At 40.5% G+C, this 17,479-nt stretch carries 14 protein-coding genes; 8 read left to right on the top strand and 6 right to left on the bottom strand.

Annotation, left to right across the window (positions count from 1 at the left end; genetic code table 11):
* Positions 1–109: 109 nt before the first annotated feature.
* From ACW6QP_RS06390 to ACW6QP_RS06380, 3 genes are all read left to right on the top strand, one after another.
* Positions 110–910 carry a polysaccharide biosynthesis/export family protein gene (locus ACW6QP_RS06390; protein WP_457910026.1) on the top strand — a complete coding sequence of 267 codons (801 nt, stop codon included), beginning with the start codon at positions 110–112 and terminating at the stop codon, positions 908–910.
* The gene (locus ACW6QP_RS06385) at positions 911–3,382 is read left to right on the top strand and encodes a polysaccharide biosynthesis tyrosine autokinase (RefSeq protein ID WP_457910025.1); all 2,472 of its coding nucleotides are present in this window, start codon (positions 911–913) and stop codon (positions 3,380–3,382) included.
* A 64-nt stretch (positions 3,383–3,446) separates the two neighbouring features.
* The gene (locus ACW6QP_RS06380; protein ID WP_457910024.1) at positions 3,447–3,812 is read left to right on the top strand and encodes a four helix bundle protein; all 366 of its coding nucleotides are present in this window, start codon (positions 3,447–3,449) and stop codon (positions 3,810–3,812) included.
* A 17-nt stretch (positions 3,813–3,829) separates the two neighbouring features.
* On the opposite strand, the gene ACW6QP_RS06375 is transcribed toward ACW6QP_RS06380, so the two are convergent.
* A complete protein-coding gene (locus ACW6QP_RS06375) occupies positions 3,830–4,168 on the bottom strand; it encodes a hypothetical protein (protein WP_457910023.1) in 339 nt (112 codons plus the stop codon).
* 473 nt (positions 4,169–4,641) lie between these two features.
* Here ACW6QP_RS06375 and ACW6QP_RS06370 point away from each other — a divergent pair, with 473 nt between their 5' ends.
* Positions 4,642–5,502 (top strand): ABC transporter permease, encoded by an 861-nt coding sequence (locus ACW6QP_RS06370; protein ID WP_457910022.1) that lies wholly within the window; start codon positions 4,642–4,644, stop codon positions 5,500–5,502.
* Here the strand turns inward: ACW6QP_RS06370 and ACW6QP_RS06365 are convergent.
* Together ACW6QP_RS06365 and ACW6QP_RS06360 are read right to left on the bottom strand one after the other, a co-directional pair.
* Complete coding sequence (locus ACW6QP_RS06365; RefSeq protein ID WP_457910021.1) at positions 5,486–5,836, bottom strand: hypothetical protein; 351 nt, start codon at positions 5,834–5,836, stop codon at positions 5,486–5,488. The genes ACW6QP_RS06370 and ACW6QP_RS06365 overlap by 17 nt on opposite strands.
* 64 nt (positions 5,837–5,900) lie before the next feature.
* The gene (locus tag ACW6QP_RS06360; protein ID WP_457910020.1) at positions 5,901–6,074 is read right to left on the bottom strand and encodes a hypothetical protein; all 174 of its coding nucleotides are present in this window, start codon (positions 6,072–6,074) and stop codon (positions 5,901–5,903) included.
* Between the two features lie 406 nt (positions 6,075–6,480).
* Between ACW6QP_RS06360 and ACW6QP_RS06355 the strand changes: the two genes are divergently transcribed.
* From ACW6QP_RS06355 to ACW6QP_RS06340, 4 genes are all read left to right on the top strand, one after another.
* Entirely contained in the window at positions 6,481–7,230 is a 750-nt protein-coding gene (locus ACW6QP_RS06355; protein ID WP_457910019.1) for a hypothetical protein, read from the top strand.
* A 1,319-nt stretch (positions 7,231–8,549) separates the two neighbouring features.
* Complete coding sequence (locus tag ACW6QP_RS06350; RefSeq protein WP_457910018.1) at positions 8,550–8,921, top strand: DUF7793 family protein; 372 nt, start codon at positions 8,550–8,552, stop codon at positions 8,919–8,921.
* Between the two features lie 20 nt (positions 8,922–8,941).
* Positions 8,942–9,868: a helix-turn-helix transcriptional regulator gene (locus ACW6QP_RS06345; protein ID WP_457910017.1), complete on the top strand. Its 927-nt coding sequence runs from the start codon at positions 8,942–8,944 to the stop codon at positions 9,866–9,868.
* Between the two features lie 146 nt (positions 9,869–10,014).
* On the top strand, positions 10,015–10,302 hold the full coding sequence (locus ACW6QP_RS06340; protein ID WP_457910016.1) for a DUF6520 family protein: 288 nt from the start codon (positions 10,015–10,017) through the stop codon (positions 10,300–10,302).
* Between the two features lie 64 nt (positions 10,303–10,366).
* Here the strand turns inward: ACW6QP_RS06340 and ACW6QP_RS06335 are convergent, their stop codons facing one another.
* The 3 genes from ACW6QP_RS06335 to ACW6QP_RS06325 all read right to left on the bottom strand — a co-directional run.
* Positions 10,367–13,228: a M16 family metallopeptidase gene (locus ACW6QP_RS06335; RefSeq protein ID WP_457910182.1), complete on the bottom strand. Its 2,862-nt coding sequence runs from the start codon at positions 13,226–13,228 to the stop codon at positions 10,367–10,369.
* Positions 13,228–14,631, bottom strand: a complete 1,404-nt coding sequence (locus tag ACW6QP_RS06330) for a RagB/SusD family nutrient uptake outer membrane protein (protein ID WP_457910015.1) — start codon at positions 14,629–14,631, stop codon at positions 13,228–13,230. Before ACW6QP_RS06330 ends, ACW6QP_RS06335 begins: the two co-directional genes overlap by 1 nt.
* Positions 14,632–14,643: 12 nt before the next feature.
* The coding region (locus ACW6QP_RS06325) for a SusC/RagA family TonB-linked outer membrane protein (RefSeq protein WP_457910014.1) at positions 14,644–17,479 on the bottom strand (2,836 nt) is incomplete at its 5' end.

Genomic DNA, 17,479 nt, shown 5'->3' with positions numbered 1-17,479 from the left:
TTGCTGCAAAATAAAAGGAAAATCACGACTTAATTTTATTATTAGCCCACAAAAACTATATTTGTTAAAGCTATCTAAAGATTACCGGCGTTTGCTTAACCACAGATATATGCTGAAACCATACATAAGTAGTGTACTTCTTCTAATTGCGGTAGTGCTTAGTTTTTCTTCCTGTGTTCCTACCAAACGCATCACTTACCTTCAGGAAAGCGAGCGAAGCCTGGATAGTATTATCGAAATTCAGCAATTAAAAAAACCTTACCGCATACAAACCGGAGACCTGTTGAGCATAAGGGTAAAGGCCCTGGACCAGGAACTGGTGGGGATGTTCAACCCCATAGATGAGGCCAACCTTAGCGCCACTACAGAAGAACGCGTGTTTTTTGACGGTTTTACCGTAGACGAACACGGAAATATCCGAGTACCGACGTTGGGTGAGGTAAATGTATTGGGATATACCGAAAAAGAGGTGCGGGAAAAGATCGAGGAGCTGCTGCTGGAAAATTATTTTAAGGAAGAAGCCAATATATTCGTAACCGTAAAACTTGCCGGGATTAGGTACACCACCCTGGGCGAAATTGGTACCGGAAGCCAGGTAATTTATAAAGAGAAAGTGACGATTATGGAAGCCGTGGCCAATGCCGGCGGAATTTCAGAATACGGGGATATGCAGGATGTGAAGATAATCAGGCAATACCCGCACGGGGAAGAGGTCTATAGCATAGACCTTACGAGTATTGATGCACTAAGCAGCCCGTATTACTATATTCAACCCAATGATATGATTGTGGTGAATCCGTTACCACAGAAATCCTACGGATTTGGAACTACAGGTTTGGAGGCCTTTAGAACAGGAATGGCATTGCTTTCTTTGGTAACCACAACGCTTTTACTTATTAACCGGTTTTAGATGGCGCACGAAGACGATCACATATCAGACGTAGGTTCAACCTTTGATTTTAAAGGTTTTGTGCTGAAGGTGATAAGCTACTGGAAGCTAATTTTGCTTTCGGTGGGGATTAGTCTTGCCGTCGCCTATTATAATAATGTGCGGAAGTTGCCGGTGTATAACCTGGGCAACTCGATCTCGATAAAAGACGATCAAAACCCTTTTTTTACCAGCAATACCAGTCTCACCTTTAACTGGGGAGGAACTTCAGACAAGGTGAATACCGCGATGACCATTTTGAGGTCGCGCTCGCATAACGAGGAGGTGGTAGAAAAGCTTCGGTTTTATGTGAATTATCTTGAGGAAGGGGAGTATCAGCGTATAGACGCCTACGGAAGCACGCCTTTTGAGGTATTCCCTGATACGGCCGCATACCAGGCATTGAATGTAACGATGAACCTGGTGGTTATAGATTCGCTCAATTACAGGATTAGCACCAATGTGCCCGGAAGTCTGCAATTACAAAACTTTGGGACCAAGGAAAAGGACAGCAGGCAAATAGAGGGAGGTGAATTTTCAAGGAATTTCAGGTTTGGGGAGCAGGTAAACCTGCCTTTTTTTAAAGGAGTGATTTTGCGAACTGAAAAGCCGCTGCAGCAAGGCAAGAACTTCTATGTGAGCTTTATGAATTTCGACTCGGCGGTAGGTCGCTACCGCGGGGTGAACGTGCAGCCGCAATCGCAGGGAGCTTCAGTATTGAATTTGAATCAGACGGGAGGGAATAAGGCCCGGCTGGTAGATTATTTGAACGGGACGGTAAAGGTATTAAGCGACAATATGCTGGCGCGTAAAAACCTCTTTGCCACCAAAACCATTCGCTTTATAGACAGTAGCCTTTCGGCCCAATCCCAGGCTCTGAAACTGGTAGAAGATGAGCTGAATGCTTTCAGAAATGAGAATGCGATTATGGATATTTCGCGGGAAAGTTCTGAGCTTTCGGGCAGGCTCGCCACTTTAGATCTTCGGAAGGAGGATATCAGGAGGCAACTTTCCTATTACGAAACCTTAAAAAACTACCTGGAAACCCGTACCGATTACTCGAATGTACCGGCGCCTTCGGTGGCCGGAATTAGTGAGGGAAGCATAGCCAGCGGGGTTTCAAGGATAATTACATTGGCTGAAGAGCGCAGCAACTATCAATACACCTTAAAGGAAAACTCGCCTGTTTTTGCCGACATAGACCGGCAGATCAACTCGGTGAAATCTATTTTGCTTGAGAATATCAGCTCTTCAAAGGGATTGCTTCAGGAGGAGCAGCGGGACATCAATCGGCAAATCGCTAACCTGGAAGGCGAGATAAGGAAACTTCCGCAGGAGGAGCAGGATTTATTGAAGATTCAGCGGCGGTATAGTTTGAACGAGAAGAGTTATAACCTCTTTTTGGAAAAACGCAGCGAGGCGGGGCTCATCAAAGCCGCCAACGTGAGTGACGTGATGGTGATCGACTCGGCCAAGGATACCGGCGGTGGGCAAATAGGACCCAATACCCAGTTAAACTATGTGATGGCTGTATTGGTAGGGGGTGTGATTCCGCTAACCTTTGTGTTTTTGCTGGTGTTTCTGAATACCAATATTCACAACGCCCAGGAGGTGGGCAGGCTATCGCCCATTCCAATACTGGGGCTCATTGGAAAAAGCAAGAATGAGAGTAACCTTGCGGTGTATGAGAATCCGAAGTCTTCTATTGCTGAAAGCTTCAGAGGGCTCAGGTCCAGCCTTCAGTTTATGTATAAGAAACAGGGGGTGACGGGCACTAAAACCCTGCTGATCACTTCATCGGTTTCAGGGGAAGGAAAGACGTTTTGTGCGATGAACCTGGCAACGGTTTTTGCGCTGAGTGAAAAGAAAACCATCCTGGTGGGGGTTGACCTTAGAAAGCCGAAGATTTTCGATGATTTCGAGTTGAACAACGATTTGGGAGTGGTGAATTATCTGATAGACCAGGCTACTTCCGAAGAGATTATTCAGCAGAGTAAGATCCCGTACCTGGATGTAATCACAGCCGGGCCGGTACCGCCGAACCCGTCGGAATTGCTGATGAACGAACAGATGGACAGGTTGATGGAGGAGCTGAGTCAGAAGTATGACTATATTATTTTGGATACCCCGCCGATTGGGATGGTGGCCGATGCTTTGAACCTGGTGAAATATGCCGATGCGACCCTGTATTTGATCAGGCAGGATTATACCAAGCGCGGAATGCTGGAGGTGATCAACGAGAAATACCATAAGGGCGAGATAAGCAATATAAGCTTCGTGCTGAACCATTTTGTGCACCGGGCTAAATACGGTTATGGTTACGGCTATGGTTATGGCTACGGTTATGGCTATGGTTACGGGTATAATCGTTACTCCAAGGGCTATGTGGAAAAAAGCGACCCCACGCGAAATCTGAAGAGATGGTGGCGCAAGGCGATGCGGAATTTTGAGTAGTTTTAGTAGTCGGTAGGCTTTAGTTTTTAGACATTAGTAAATTGAAGAATTTAAAATAGACACCATGGAAGATATCCCTATTTTTAAATTTGAAGATTTAATAGTTTATCAAAAAGCTTTAGATTTTGTAGATCTCGCTTATGAAGTATCCAACGATTTCCCAAAATCGGAATTATACAATTTAACTTCACAGTTTAAACGAGCAGCTGTTTCGATTCCCTTAAATATAGCGGAAGGGTCGGGTGATACGAATGCTCAATTTAATAGATTTCTTGAGATTGCTGCCGGATCTGTAAAAGAATGTGTAGTATGTTCCAGCATTGCAAAGAGACAGAATTTTATTAGTAAGGAAAAAGATTATCAAAATCGGAAGAGGCTAGCTGAACTTTCTAAAATGATTTCAAGCTTGAAAAAGTATTTGAAAAGTTAGGCTTTAGTTTTTAGATGTTAGTCCTTAGACTTTATAAAAAATCTACCGACTAAAAGCTTACGTCTACAAACCCTGTTCTCGGATCTCAGTTCCCTGTTGCCGGTTTCCCGTTGCCTGTTTCCTGTTTCCAGTTTCCCGTTGCCGGTTTCCCGTTGCTGGTTCCCCGTTGCCGGTTTCCCGTTGCTGGTTCCCCGTTGCCGGTTTCCCGTTGCTGGTTCCCCGTTGCGGGTTCCCAGCTTTGTGTTTTCCGATCCCTTTTCACTTTCTCTGTTGCCGGCTTCCGGTGTGTTGGGTTTCAAAATGGAACGCTGATGACGCGGATGATTATGATTTGCACGATTTTGATGTGATTTCATCAACCACGGTTGAAACCGTGGTCTGACTGTAATGGAAATCAGGGTCTGGCTTTGTATGGATTAGTTTTCATTTAGATCTGCTCCCCTCCTTTTGAAGGAGGGGAATGAATTTAGCGATAGCTAAAGAAAGGGGTGGTTGGTTCTATGACGCATGGCTTATTTAAAACGGTAAACCCCTCCGGCCGTTGGCCACCTCCCCTTAAAAGAAGGGGAGGAGCTTTTAAATGTATTATAAAGCACTCTTTCAGGATTAATTTTCATAAAGCCTGAAGGGCTTAAAGATACAGCCCGGGGCAGAGCCCCGGGTTAGGGAATATCGTTTTGTGCCAGCCTGAAGGGCTGGGAGAGATTGAGCCGGGTTTTGGGGATTGTAGACAAAAGAGGAGGTTTTAATTTGTAAAATATTCAGGGCTTTGGAGCTCTTATTCTTCGAACTTTGTATTTTTATCTCCAATATAAAAACAATTATACCTGTGAGCGAAAGCAACGAGGACTGGCTTTACGAAATTACTCCCAAACGAAAACTTATAGATCTTAATTTCAAAGAGATTTGGAGGTACCGGGATTTGTTGATCCTGTTCGTAAAGCGGGATATTGTGACCGTATATAAACAAACCATCCTGGGGCCGTTGTGGTATTTTATTCAGCCGTTGTTTACCTCGGTTATTTTTACTCTGGTGTTTAATAATATTGCCAGTATTCCTACCGGAAATGTGCCGTCATTTTTATTCAATCTAACGGGGATAACGGCCTGGAATTATTTTAATCAGAGCCTTACGGGGACTTCAAATACCTTTACAGCAAATGCGGGTATTTTCGGAAAGGTGTATTTTCCCAGGGTAATTATGCCTTTAAAAACGGTGATTTCCAATTTGTTTAAGTTTGGAATTCAGTTGCTTATTCTGATCGTTTTCTATCTCTATTACCTGTTTCAGGGCTTTGAAGTGAGCCCCAATTCTAATATTTTACTATTTCCGGTGTATGTATTGATGATGGCATTGCTGGGCCTGGGAGCAGGGATGACAATTTCTGCGCTTACCACAAAATATCGTGACTTAACGGTTTTGGTAGGTTTTGCGACTACTTTATTGATGTATATTTCAGCTGTTCCTTATCCCTTAAGTGAGGTGTCTGAAAAAATGCCCGACTGGGCCTGGCTGGTGAAATACAATCCGCTTACCCAAATAATTGAAGGCTTTAGGTATATGATTCTTGATACAGGAGTTTTTAGTTGGACCGGATTTCTTTATACGCTCGGGGTCTCGATTTTCCTGTTTTTATTCGGATTGATTATTTTTAACCGAACTGAAAAGAATTTTATTGATACGGTTTAGTTCCCTGATGCCTGTTGCCGGTTCCCTGTTGCCTGTTGCCGGTTGCCTGTTGCCTGTTGCCTGTTGCCGGTTGCCGGTAGCCTGTTCCCTGTTGCCTGTTGCCAGTTTCCTGTTTCCAGTTTCCTGTTTCCTGTTGCCGGTTCTCTGTTCTCTGTTCTCGGTTTTCTGTTGCCGGTTCTCTGTTCCCGGTTCTCTGTTCTCGGTTCCTGGTTCTCTGTTGACTGTTGTTTGTTGTTTGGTTTCTGTTCTCGGTTGCCAGTTCCTGGTTCCCGGGTCGTTTAGCCTGAAGGGCTAGAAGATGCAGCCAGGGGCAAGGCCCCTGGTAAGTTGACACCACCTGGTAACCAGCCTGTAGGGCTGGAAGAGATTTCAGGTAGGTAGAAGTTAAAGGTTAAGAGTTAGGTGTTAGGTGGTTCCAGTTCTCCGTTGCCGGTTCTCGGTTCTCGGTTCTCGGTTGCCAGTTGCCGGTTCTCGGTTCTCGGTTGCCAGTTGCCGGTTCCCGGTTCTTCGTTCTCTGTTGGCGGTTCCCCGTTCACTGTTCCCGGTTCCTGGTTCTCTGTTCTCGTCCCCATACCTATAGGGAGTTTGTTGTTTGATGTTTGTTGCCGGATCCCAGTTGCTGTTTCCCGGATTTTTTGATGAAAAGCGTTTGAGATAGGGCGCTAACAGGGAGTAGATAGGAAGAAGATAGGGAGAAGCCCCCTATGAGCCCTTGTGGTTAAAGGGATTAACATTTAAGATGGGGTTCTAAAAGGTTCCAAATGGCCACAAACAGGGAAGTTTGGGTGTATAAAGGGAAAGGAAGGTTAATTAGGTTCCTTAAGGATATATTTGGGTAAAGACAGGCCTCTAAAGGACCTACAGGGATAAAAATGGTCCTGGAGGTATTTAAAAGGGAAGAGCGGGATATGTTCTATTGACTTGTAAAACAAAGTGTTATAGGTTTGGTTTATTAGTAACCCCCTAAATATTTCAATTATGGGAAAAAACGAAGGGATCTTAAAGATCCAGGGAACGTTAGATAATATGACGTTCTACAAAACACAGGATGGGTCTTTAGTAAAGACCAAGAGCGGAGTTTCTAAAAAGCGGATCATGAAAGATCCTGCTTTTGCCAGAACCCGGGAGAACATGAGTGAGTTTGCCAGCAGTGCACAGGCAGGAAAACTCCTTAGACAATCGGTTAATGATATTATGCAAAGAGCCAAAGATAACCGGCTTACCAGCAGATTGACCAAACTGATGAGTGAGATCCAAAAATACGATACCAGCAGCACCCGTGGGAAACGTAGTGTGGCAGTAGGTATTCAGGATCCTTTGGCCCTGGCCTTACTTGATAATTTCAACTTTAACATCCAGGCTAAAATGAGTAGCATTTTACAGGCGGTGGTTTCGGTTGATACTTTAACCGGTGAGGTGGGGGTTCCGAATTTAATTCCGAATCGGGATTTAATAAGTCCCGAGGGAGCTACACACGTGAGTTTTCAAAGTGCTTATGTGAAAACCGATTTTGGAACAGGAACCTATTCCAACAGTCTAAGCGATGTTGAGAATTTACCGCTGGATGATGCCAGCAGTAATATTAGTTTGGTGCCAGACCAGATTCCGGGTGGATCGGGAGTGGTGTTTATCCTGCTTCTGGTGGAATTTTTCCAGGAAGTAAACGGGGTGCAGTATTCTTTAAGAAATGGTGCATTCAATTCCCTATGTATTATGGCTACTGCTTAGGTATCGAAAGATATAAACGGGCTTTATTTTGAACCCCTGCTTCTTTTTTGGAGTGGGGGTTTTTTGTTGCCTGTTGCCTGTTGCCTGTTGCCTCTTGCGTGTTATCGGTTGTTTATTGTTTGTTGTTTGTTGTTTGTTGTTTGTTGTGGGTTGTCGGTTCTCGGTTGTCTGTTGTTTGTTGTTTGTTGCCTGTTGCCTGTTGCCTGTTGCCTGTTGCGTGTTTCCTGTTGCCTGTTCTCGGTTGTGTGTGGTTTGTTGTTTATAGTTTGTTGTCTGTTCTCGGTTATCTGTTGTCGGTTGTTTGTTGCTGGTTTTGACCTTGTTTTTGGTCTTTAGCAGGGGATCTTTTCATCTCATATTCGAGAAGCTACTTTTAATGATTTTGTCACCCCGACGCAGGAGGGGTCTCATCTGAGTGGGGATTAAGGTAGAGGTGCTGTGAGTTTGATGAAATGTGGTTGTTTGTTGTTTGTTGACGGTTCCCGGTTCCCGGTTCCCGGTTGCCTGTTGCCTGTTGTTGGTTGACAGTTCTGGGTTGTCGGTTTTCGGTTGTTTGTTCGTGGTTTATGGTTTGGGGTTTGTTGTTGTCTGTTCTGTTGTCGGTTTTCGTTTGTCTGTTCTCTTTTCTGTTGCCGGTTGTCTTTTCTTTATTTATTGAGGTAGTTAGGGATAATCATTTGAGTTGGGGGTTGGGAGGAAAGTTTTTGTATGTGGATTTAGGTTTTGGGGTTCCGATTTATACGAGTCTAATCGATTGATTTCCTGATAAACCCTGAAAGGAGGGAGGCCGGTAAATTCACAGAATTCGTCGATGCTAATGCATTGATCTTTTTTCTTAAAGTAGCGAGTACGAATTTCACGTAGTTTTTTTTGGGCCGATTTGAGACTGATTCCCAGGATTAGAGCCACGTCGTGCGAGTAAATACAAAGGCGGTTCATAATTTTGTAGGTTAAGTTTAACTTAAGTTGTCGGTTCTCGGTTGTCTGTTCTTGGTTTCTGTTTAGGATTTAGTGTTTGGGGTTTGTTGTTGCCGGTTGCCTGTCTGTTCTCGGTTCTCGGTTCTCGGTTCTCGTTTCTTTGTTGTCTGTCTGCAGACCTAGATTTGAAAATTTGCTTTTCAAGCTAAGACAATTATAGATTAAAATTCTGACTGTTATAATAAAAAGGACTTTTCAGAACAGTTATTTGGCTTTTCGTTCCAATGCCCTTAATCTCCAGGAGAATAACTTTATGCCGTATTATATTAAATCAAGAAGAATGTTCTGGAAAGACGAATTGGATTTTTATTTTATATTAGTGATATTCAAATTGTTACGGAATGGTTGTGGATGGCACTTATGCGAAAATGTGGATTTCTAATGGGATACTTTATTTCATCTATAAAGAAATTTATGAGATTAATTGGTGTATGGCTAAAGAGATCGTTAGTCAGCGATTGCAGCTACAAAATGAGAGATCATATCCTATATTTTGTGATTTAAGAGCAATTTTTAATGTTCAAAAACAAGCCAGAGATTATTTAGCTATAGAAGGGACATTTATGGCGGTCGCTCTTGCCTTTCTTGTTGAAGACGAACATTCAAGGTTTATTACTCAATTATATGTAAAAGCGAATATGCCTTCATATCCAACTCGCATATTTACCAATAAGGAAGAGGCATTATTGTTTTTGCAAGATTATAAAAAGTAACTATTAACAACTGAAGAATTATGGAAAATGCGATTAGTAACGAAGAGAAAATGAGATTCGATTCAATATTCCAACAAATCATTGAAATTGCCTGTGGTAACTTTATGTTTCGACAAGAGCCCTCGGGGCGCAGAGATCATTTGGATACTATTGCAGTATTGTTGAATATGATGTCGGAAGAAATTCAGGATTTCTGTTACAAAACCCGGGAAAATAATGAACATCTGGAACCTCAATTTTCAATTTTTCTGGATCAAGATTATTGTGTCACAAGTTGTACTTCTGAAGCATCCAGGAGACTAAAATGGAATGATGAAAATTTTGATAAACCTGTTTCAGATATACTATCTAAAAGTTCTGTAAGCATTTTAAAAGAGGAACTTGAATTAAATGGGAGTAAAGCTTCTCAACGATTAATTCCTTTAGACTTTATCGCTGAAAATAAGATATTATACAGAGCCCCTTGTATTATGCAAAAACTATCGGGTATCAATTCGGAATATGCTTATGTAATTACGGCTTTTCATTTTGTAAAAAGAGATGAAGAGATGAATGCCAATAAAAGCAATACTACCCATACTTCAAGATCAGAAAAAAGAGGAAGTGCCGCAACTAATATTCTATTAAAACAAGTGCGTCTTTATATTTTGCGGAATCTTCATACCGAACTGCCTTCTCTTAAAGAATTAGGGCTTATTCATCATACGAACAAAACTAAACTCAAAGCAGAATTTAAAAAAATGTATGGAACAACAATACCCAGGTTCCATATGGAGAAGAGACTCGAAAAAGGAGCTCTTTTAATTAGAAGCACTGAATTACCTGTTTCCATTATAGCTCAGAAATGCGGGTTTAAGGATCATTCACATTTTTCTAAAAATTTTCGAATTAAATATGGCCAAACGCCATCGAAATACAGAATTGAAAAAGGCTGGTCAATTCAATAACAGAATAGTTTTACGGCTTTAGCAACCATTTTATTTGAGCTTATTTACTGAACTTTACTTCATTAAATATTATTGTCGCGATGATGCAGGGGAAGCCTAACCTGTAAGAAAAACAGGCATTTGTTTAATGAGTAAATTATTTAGTCATGAAAAATTTAAAATTTTTATTACCAATGCTGGCAATTGTTTTTGCCATAGGAGTGGCCTTTACAGCGCCAGGAATCGAAGAAAAACCGGAAGCGCAGGCTTTTGATTATTACCTGGTTGATGGAAACTGGGTGGCCGTAGATGAACAAAATTGTACAGGAACCGGTGGAGCCTGCCGGGTACAAGTAGGAACAGGAGGGCCAATCTATGAGCTCTATGATGAAATGGATGATGAGAATCCTAAACCAGCCAGTGTTAATATTCAGCCTATTTTAATTAATCCCTAAATTTGGTTTTCATATGTTGTAGGGTAGAATATCACCTCAGTTCTTGATTCTGAGGTGATATTTTTTATTTAATAGGCTTAATATACTCTTCCGGATATCCTAAGAATTGTTGAAGATGCTCTTCACTCAAATATTTTTTTGCTGCTAAATTTATATCTTCCAGATTTATAAAATGTTCTAACATAGTTCCATAATTTAAGATATCAGAAACCATATCTTCTTCTTTTTCTTCCAGTTTAATTTGCAAAAAATCCTGCCAGAAATTAAAATTCCCAAATTTATTAAAACCGCTTTCATAAGTGCGGAGTTCATTTTTTATAGTGGTTTCCAGCCATTCTCTCTCAACTCCTTCTTCTCTTAGTTTTCGAAATTCTTCGAGGGCATAGGAAAGCATTTTTTCTTCATTACCCAAAGCACTATCAAAATCAATTCTAAAAGCAAATATGCTATTTTTGATATCTATCCATTCGCCGTTGGCCCGGGGAATGTATGAGCCATTTCGTAACTTGTTATAAATCCTTTGGTTCAATGCTTTGGATAAAAGGCGGAGCTCAATCTGGTTTTTGATACTTCTGGGAACTTTAATCGGAAAAAAAAGTCTGGCATAAACTTGATCTATATTTTTAAATCCCATTTTTTCTTCCATTTTCTTAAGAGGAAAATTAAAATTTGGCTTAGAAATTTTTTTGGGATTTTCATTTGCTAATGCTGTGAAATTATTTGCCAGCAACCGAATTATGGTGTCTTTATTAAAATCTCCTGTAACTACAAACGTAAAATCTTCAATCCCTGAAAACCATTTTTTCCAAGCCTGGAAAACCTGTTCCAAGCTTAATTCTGTTAAATCCTGGCTTTCCAGTACAGGTACCTCAGGATACCATATGCTATAAATTTTATCCATTATAAAACTCTCTGAGCCACTCGTTACTTTTCTTTCCAGTTGGTTCATTTTGTATTTTTTCCATTCCAGAAAGGCTTCGGGATCTAATCGTGGCTCATTGAGATACAGATAAAGTAAATTAAAAAGCTCAGGTAGCTCATTAACCTTAGAGGTTGCGTAAATTGTCTGATTATCTTTATCAGATTTGAAATTAAGGTAAACCCCTTTTTCCCGGAGGAAAGAGTCTAATTCAAATTTATCGTAGGGTCCAGCCCCAGTATAAGGCACGACCTCGGGTGCCATCTTTGCTGCAAGGTATTCCATCCGATCTTCTAAAGGGACAGAATTAGGACGAAATGCCAGTAAAGAAACTCTTTGGGAGAAATTAGGATTCGAGGGACTTGTTGGTTTAAGGGCTAGCTTAATTCCATTGGGAAGTTCCAGGGTAGTAATTCCAATCTCATTTTCTTTTGCAGCAAAGCTTTCTCTATTTTCTGAGAGGGGATAATGAACCACATTTGCTAATGATTTAATTACCTGTTCTTCTTTTAAGGGTGCAACTTCCATGGTATCAGTTTCCTTCATCCATTCTTTAAATACCTTATAATTTGGCATATTAAAACTGGTTCCTTTGAAAAAGATAAATACAGAATTTGTATCAAGATTGCCATATTTTGAAATATATAGCTCGAGGTCTTTCATTTCAATTTCTGAAAGAATTTTTGAAACCAACTTTTTTTCTATCTCCGGATGAGGAGCTGCTTTACCATAAGTGAAGTGCTGCACATATTTTTGAATTAAAAAATTAGAAGGGATTAAATTATCCTCTTTAAATTTTTTCAATATTGATGTTTTTGCTTCCTCAAAGCTTTTAGAATCTATCGACTGGTGCATTTGTTTCCAGGTTAGCAAGCCTCTCTGGAATTGCTTTTTTAATTGTTGAAGACTATCGGTTTCAAAATTAATACTCATAAGGCTGCCATCTAATTGTTGGTCAGGTATATGTGTTGCTCCATAATCGCTTGAAAACCCCGAAAACGGAGGCTTATATTGCCGTTTAACCTGGCTTGCCTTTGCATGCAGCATAATGGTATAGAGCTGTTGTAGGAGCATTTGCTTATAGTCTTTCATGGTTTTGGGATGACCTTTGAAATTGGGTCTAAGACGAATAAGTTGAAGTTCTAAATCTTCAATTGTATTGTCGGGTACAGTTGTAAAACGGTTGGAGTTGTTTAATTCAATTTGATAAGAATCCAATATTTCCAGTGAGCTTTTAGGATTAGTGGGTGTTTTAAGATCTGAAAATCTACGTTTAATTTCATTTTCCATACTGTCAATATTAATATCACCAACAATAATAGCAGCCTGCAGGTCTGGTCGATACCAGTCTTTATAATATTGCTTAAATGCCTTAATATTGAAATTTTGAAGACTTTCAAGACGTTTTTCATCACTATAAATCTTATAACCAGAATTAAATAAAGCTTCCTGAATGAGAGTATTACCTTTCCATTTACGATATGGATCAGATACTCTCATTTCACCTTCTACTGCACCACGTTGAATATTAATAACCTCCGAGTCCCAATGAACAGCCTGTGCCCAATCACGAAGAAGCTGTAATGTTTCTTTTATTACAAATTGATCATGAGAGGGTATTCTGGCTTCATAAATTGTATAACGACTACCGGTTTTAGCGTTACTATAACCTCCAATTTGGTTTATATATTCATTTATATTTTTAAAACTCTTGGTTTTAGCAGCAAGAAGATGTTCCAAAAGATGGGCATATTCTAACTGGTCTTCATCTTCATGTAGATGGCCTGCTTTGAGTACAAGCCTTAGCTCTATTGTGTTATTTGGTTCGTTATTTTTGCGTAGGTAATAGGTAAAACCATTTTCTAATTTTCCATAACGTACCTCAGGGTCTAAAGGAATGGAATCCCATTTCTGTATTTGTATCCCGGTTGTTTCCTGACAAAATCCATCAAAAGATATTATCCCAAAAATAAGTATCCAGAATTTCATAAGATTTTCTTGTAGCATCAATAGCCGGGATTTTGACTTAGATTAGGATTTTTCATACGTTCCTGTGAAGGAATAGGATATAACAGGTCTGTATCCTGCCAATTTGAATTATTTTCGCCCAATACCTCGGTTGCCTTGCCGGTGCGTTTCAGGTCCAGCCATCGATGGCCCCATTCTGCAAATAATTCCAATCTTCGTTCCTCCAGGATTTGTTCCAGCAATTCATGCTGGGTTAAACCAGGGTTAGTTTCAGCTATAAGATCTAGCCCGGCTCTTTTTCTTATTTCATCTAAATCTTCTATACTTCCAGGGAGGTTTCCCATTTGCGCCCTTGCTTCTGCCCTAATTAAATATTGTTCTGCCAGTCTCATAACCATGGAATATTCGGTAATAGGGAAAGTGTTGCTGTATCTAACTTTGTATTTATGGACAAAGTGGGCATTTCTCGACTGGTTATATCCAATCCAATCAATAAATCGCTTATCGTTTTCGGTAAAATTTTCTACAAAATCCTCCTGTAGTTGTATGGCAGCCAAAAATGATAATACAGGATCAATAACAAAGAGGCTGCCTTCATTAGTATGCGTAACTATGCCACCTCCCCCAATAGGTGATATTTGCCAGATGGCTTCTTTACTATTTGTTAGAAATACTTCATTTAGATCGGTTAATAAATCATAAGTGGAGTTTTCATTTATTACCCTTGTGCTTAAGGTTTCTGCCTTCTCCCAGTCTTGAAGGTATAGGTAGACTCTTGCCAATAGAGCAGTGGCAGCAAACTCATTTACCCGGGTCCTCTCTCCATCGATGTAATTGGCGTCCAATATATCTATAGCGCTTTCTAAATCATCTATTATTTGTTCATAAATTTCAGATTGCGGGTCTCTTGTAGCCAACTGATTCTCGCGATAACTGGTTGTTAGTAAAAGCGGAACATCTCCATAAAGGTTTACCAGATGGAAATAGGTGAAGGCTCTTACAAATCTGGTTTCACCTTCTAATTGTTTTGCGAGCTCCAAGGATATATTAGTAGATTCACTAAGGCCTTCCAGCATAGCGTTAGTCATATAGATCATATTATATGCGCTGGACCAGAGATAAAGGTTATGGGAATTTTCAGGCAATATTTCATTTAGTTCAAATTGCATCCTTACCACATTGGTAGGATTAATATTTCTAATATTATCACCAGAAAAACCGGAAAGCAGGGTTACACTACTGGTGTTACCATTGGAAAAAGCTGCCATATGCAATTGATTATAAATGCCGGTCATAGCACTTTTGGCAGTAACATCATCATTAAAAACCACATCCTGCACCATCTTGTTATCTGGTGCTTCTATTTCCACAAAATCTTCACAGGAGAGAAGCAGGAATGGAATGATTAGCAGTTTTATCTTTTTTATAGTATTTGGTTTCATATTTAAAAGCTTTTAAAAATTAATTTCTATTCCAGCCATCATGGTTCTCATATTTCCTAATGCCCCTGAGTATGGGTTTTCCGCATCAAATCCGTCATAGGACGTGATAGTGAAAAGATTTTGCCCATGAACGAATATTCGGGTATGGCTAACTCCTAATTTTTTTGTTAGATTTTGAGGTATAGTATAAGCGAGGGATAATGTTTTTAACCTTAAATAAGATGCATCCCGTATAGGAAAATTAGAGAGTGAAGCGTCAAAATGGGCATATTGAGAATCATAAGTTTGAGAAATTCTTTGATAGACCCCTTCACCGCTAAGAGAGCTTAAAATCGGTTGAAGTGTATTCATAATTGTACCGCCAGAAATATCAGTTAATTCTCCTTTCTGCTTTACAAATTCCCACAGAAATTGAAGCGAGAAGTTTCCGTAACTCAGATTATTGTTTATACCCCCAAAAAAGTCTCTGTTTCTATTATGAATTATAATCATATCATTATAATCATACCATCCATCTTCATTTACATCTCTAATAGTGTAAAAGCCGGTTTCAGGATCCAATCCGGTATATTCATAGAGTAATGAAATGTTTAAAGGATGTCCTACTCTGTAAGTGTTAGCGTAAGAAGATTGCTCAATATCAGGATAACTTATTAGTTCGTTTCTTGGAAAACTTATATTAAAAGCTGTTTCCCACTTAAACTTCCTGTTTGTGATAATTTGAGCGCTTAGTTCAGCTTCCCAACCTGTATTTTCTACGGTAGCCGGCAAATTTGCCTGGACTGAAGTAAAGCCTGTAATAGCGGGCAGGGGGTAACCTACCAGTTGATTAGAAGAGCGGTTTTGGTAATAGCTGAGACTAGACCGAAGCCTATCTTTAAAAAATGCCAGTTCGATTGCGCCTTCCAGCTTATTATTAATTTCCCAGGAATAATCTGGATTAGCCAGGGCGGTAGGGTATAAACCGCCGGGGCCTCTGGTGGCCTCATAGGCATCGAGGTAACCATAGTCTCCAATTTGGTCATTACCTGTGGTACCGTAGCTTCCTCTAAGTTTTCCAAAACTTAAAAAAGGCAGGCTATTTTTAATAAATTTTTCCTCGCTAAAAATCCAGGCAGTCCCTATAGCACCAAAATTTGCGAAGCGGTTGTTAGGTCCAAAGCGCGAGGAGCCATCACGCCTGCCGGTAAGATTCAGGAAATATTTTTTATCCCAGTTAAGGCCTATTCTTGAAAATAAGGCTATATATCTATATTCTGTATTTTCACGATTGGCTGCTATAATACTTGAAGCAGCACCAATGTTTCCTATCAAAGATTCAGATGCGTATCCAAGCCCCTGAAAGCTTTCTCTTAAACTATTATTCTCCTGTATGGTGGCACCTATTAGCGATTGAATGTTTAGTTTATTCCAGGATTTATGAAAATTGAGTTGTGGTTCAATGATCCAGGAGCTTCTGTTGGTTCTGCTATGGGAAGATCTATTGGTAATTGCTTCAGATGGATTATAGGATCTTCGCGGCTGTTTACGAAGTTCGGAAGTCACATAGTTGGTATAACCCAAACTGGTTTTAAATTGCAAGCCCGGCAGGAATTCATAAGATAAACCAAGATTAGAAATAAGATTATTGGTATTGGTCGTACTGTGGTTGAAATATCCCTGAAGTGGATTACTTAAACCTGAGGGGACCCAATCTTCCCAATTCAGTGTGCCATCGGCATTGAATATTGCAGGGGCGTTGGGAGGCAGAAATAAAGTGCCCGCACGAAAGCCTGCGTTTCCTACCAAATTATTAACATCTATACCGTAATTTCCAGTAAAATTTAAATTGAATTTGTTATCCTGCGAACGATGACTCAAACTAATGTTACCTGTCATTTTTTGATAGTCAAAATCTGCCGGAAATATGGTGCCCTGTTTAAAATAGGAACCACCCAATCTAAAGGAAGTGGTCTCATTGCCTCCGGAAAATGTTAGGTTTGCATTAGTCGTTTCTGCAGTTCCCCCTATAAGAAATTCCTGCCAGTCTGTATATCTATCCTGGTCCCACAGAAGCAAATCGTAGGCGTTTTGCTCTGTAGGTTCTACTCCATCATTTTCAAAGGCCCGTCTTCTTACATTTAAATATTGCTGTGTGTTTAGCAATTCCAGTCGCTCGGGCACGGTAGCCACACCATAATAGAACCGGCTTTCCAGTTGAGAGCCCACGCCCCGTTTATTTTTGGTAGTAATCAACACCACCCCATTGGCACCTCTGGAGCCATAGATGGCAGTGGCATCTGCATCTTTTAGTACCTCAATACTTTCAATATTATTTAAATCGATATTATTTAAGGGGTCAATTCCTGTTGTGCTTATTATGGAACTACTTTCTACGGGAGTGGAATTTACAGGAACACCATCTATAATATACAGAGGAAAATTCCCTCCTTCCCGCAGGCTGTTAGTACCGCGTATTCTTATGGTAGAGGCCGTACCGGGGTTAATACCCCCGCTGGTAATTTCTACTCCTGCCATTCTGCCCTGCAAAGCTTGTAGGGGACTTACCACAGGCTGGAGTTCGATTTCCTCTGCCGTTACGCGGGAGATGTTTCCTGTGCTTTCTCTCCTGGTGGTGTTGTAATACCCGGCATTAATCTCTACTGCACCCAGGGCATCTATATCTTCTTCGAGGATGATGTGAATTTCATCACGGTTTTCTACCGGGATGTTTTGAGTGGTAAAGCCTAAATAAGAAATTACCAGGACCGCATTAGGTGGGGAAAGAAGGGTGAAGTTACCATCCATATCGGTGATGGTACCGCGGTTTGTGGCCTCTATGGCAACGGTGGCGCCGCCAATGGGCAAA

The organism is Salegentibacter haimaensis, assembly GCF_054121495.1.
This window is presented reverse-complemented; position numbering and strand designations above follow the sequence as displayed.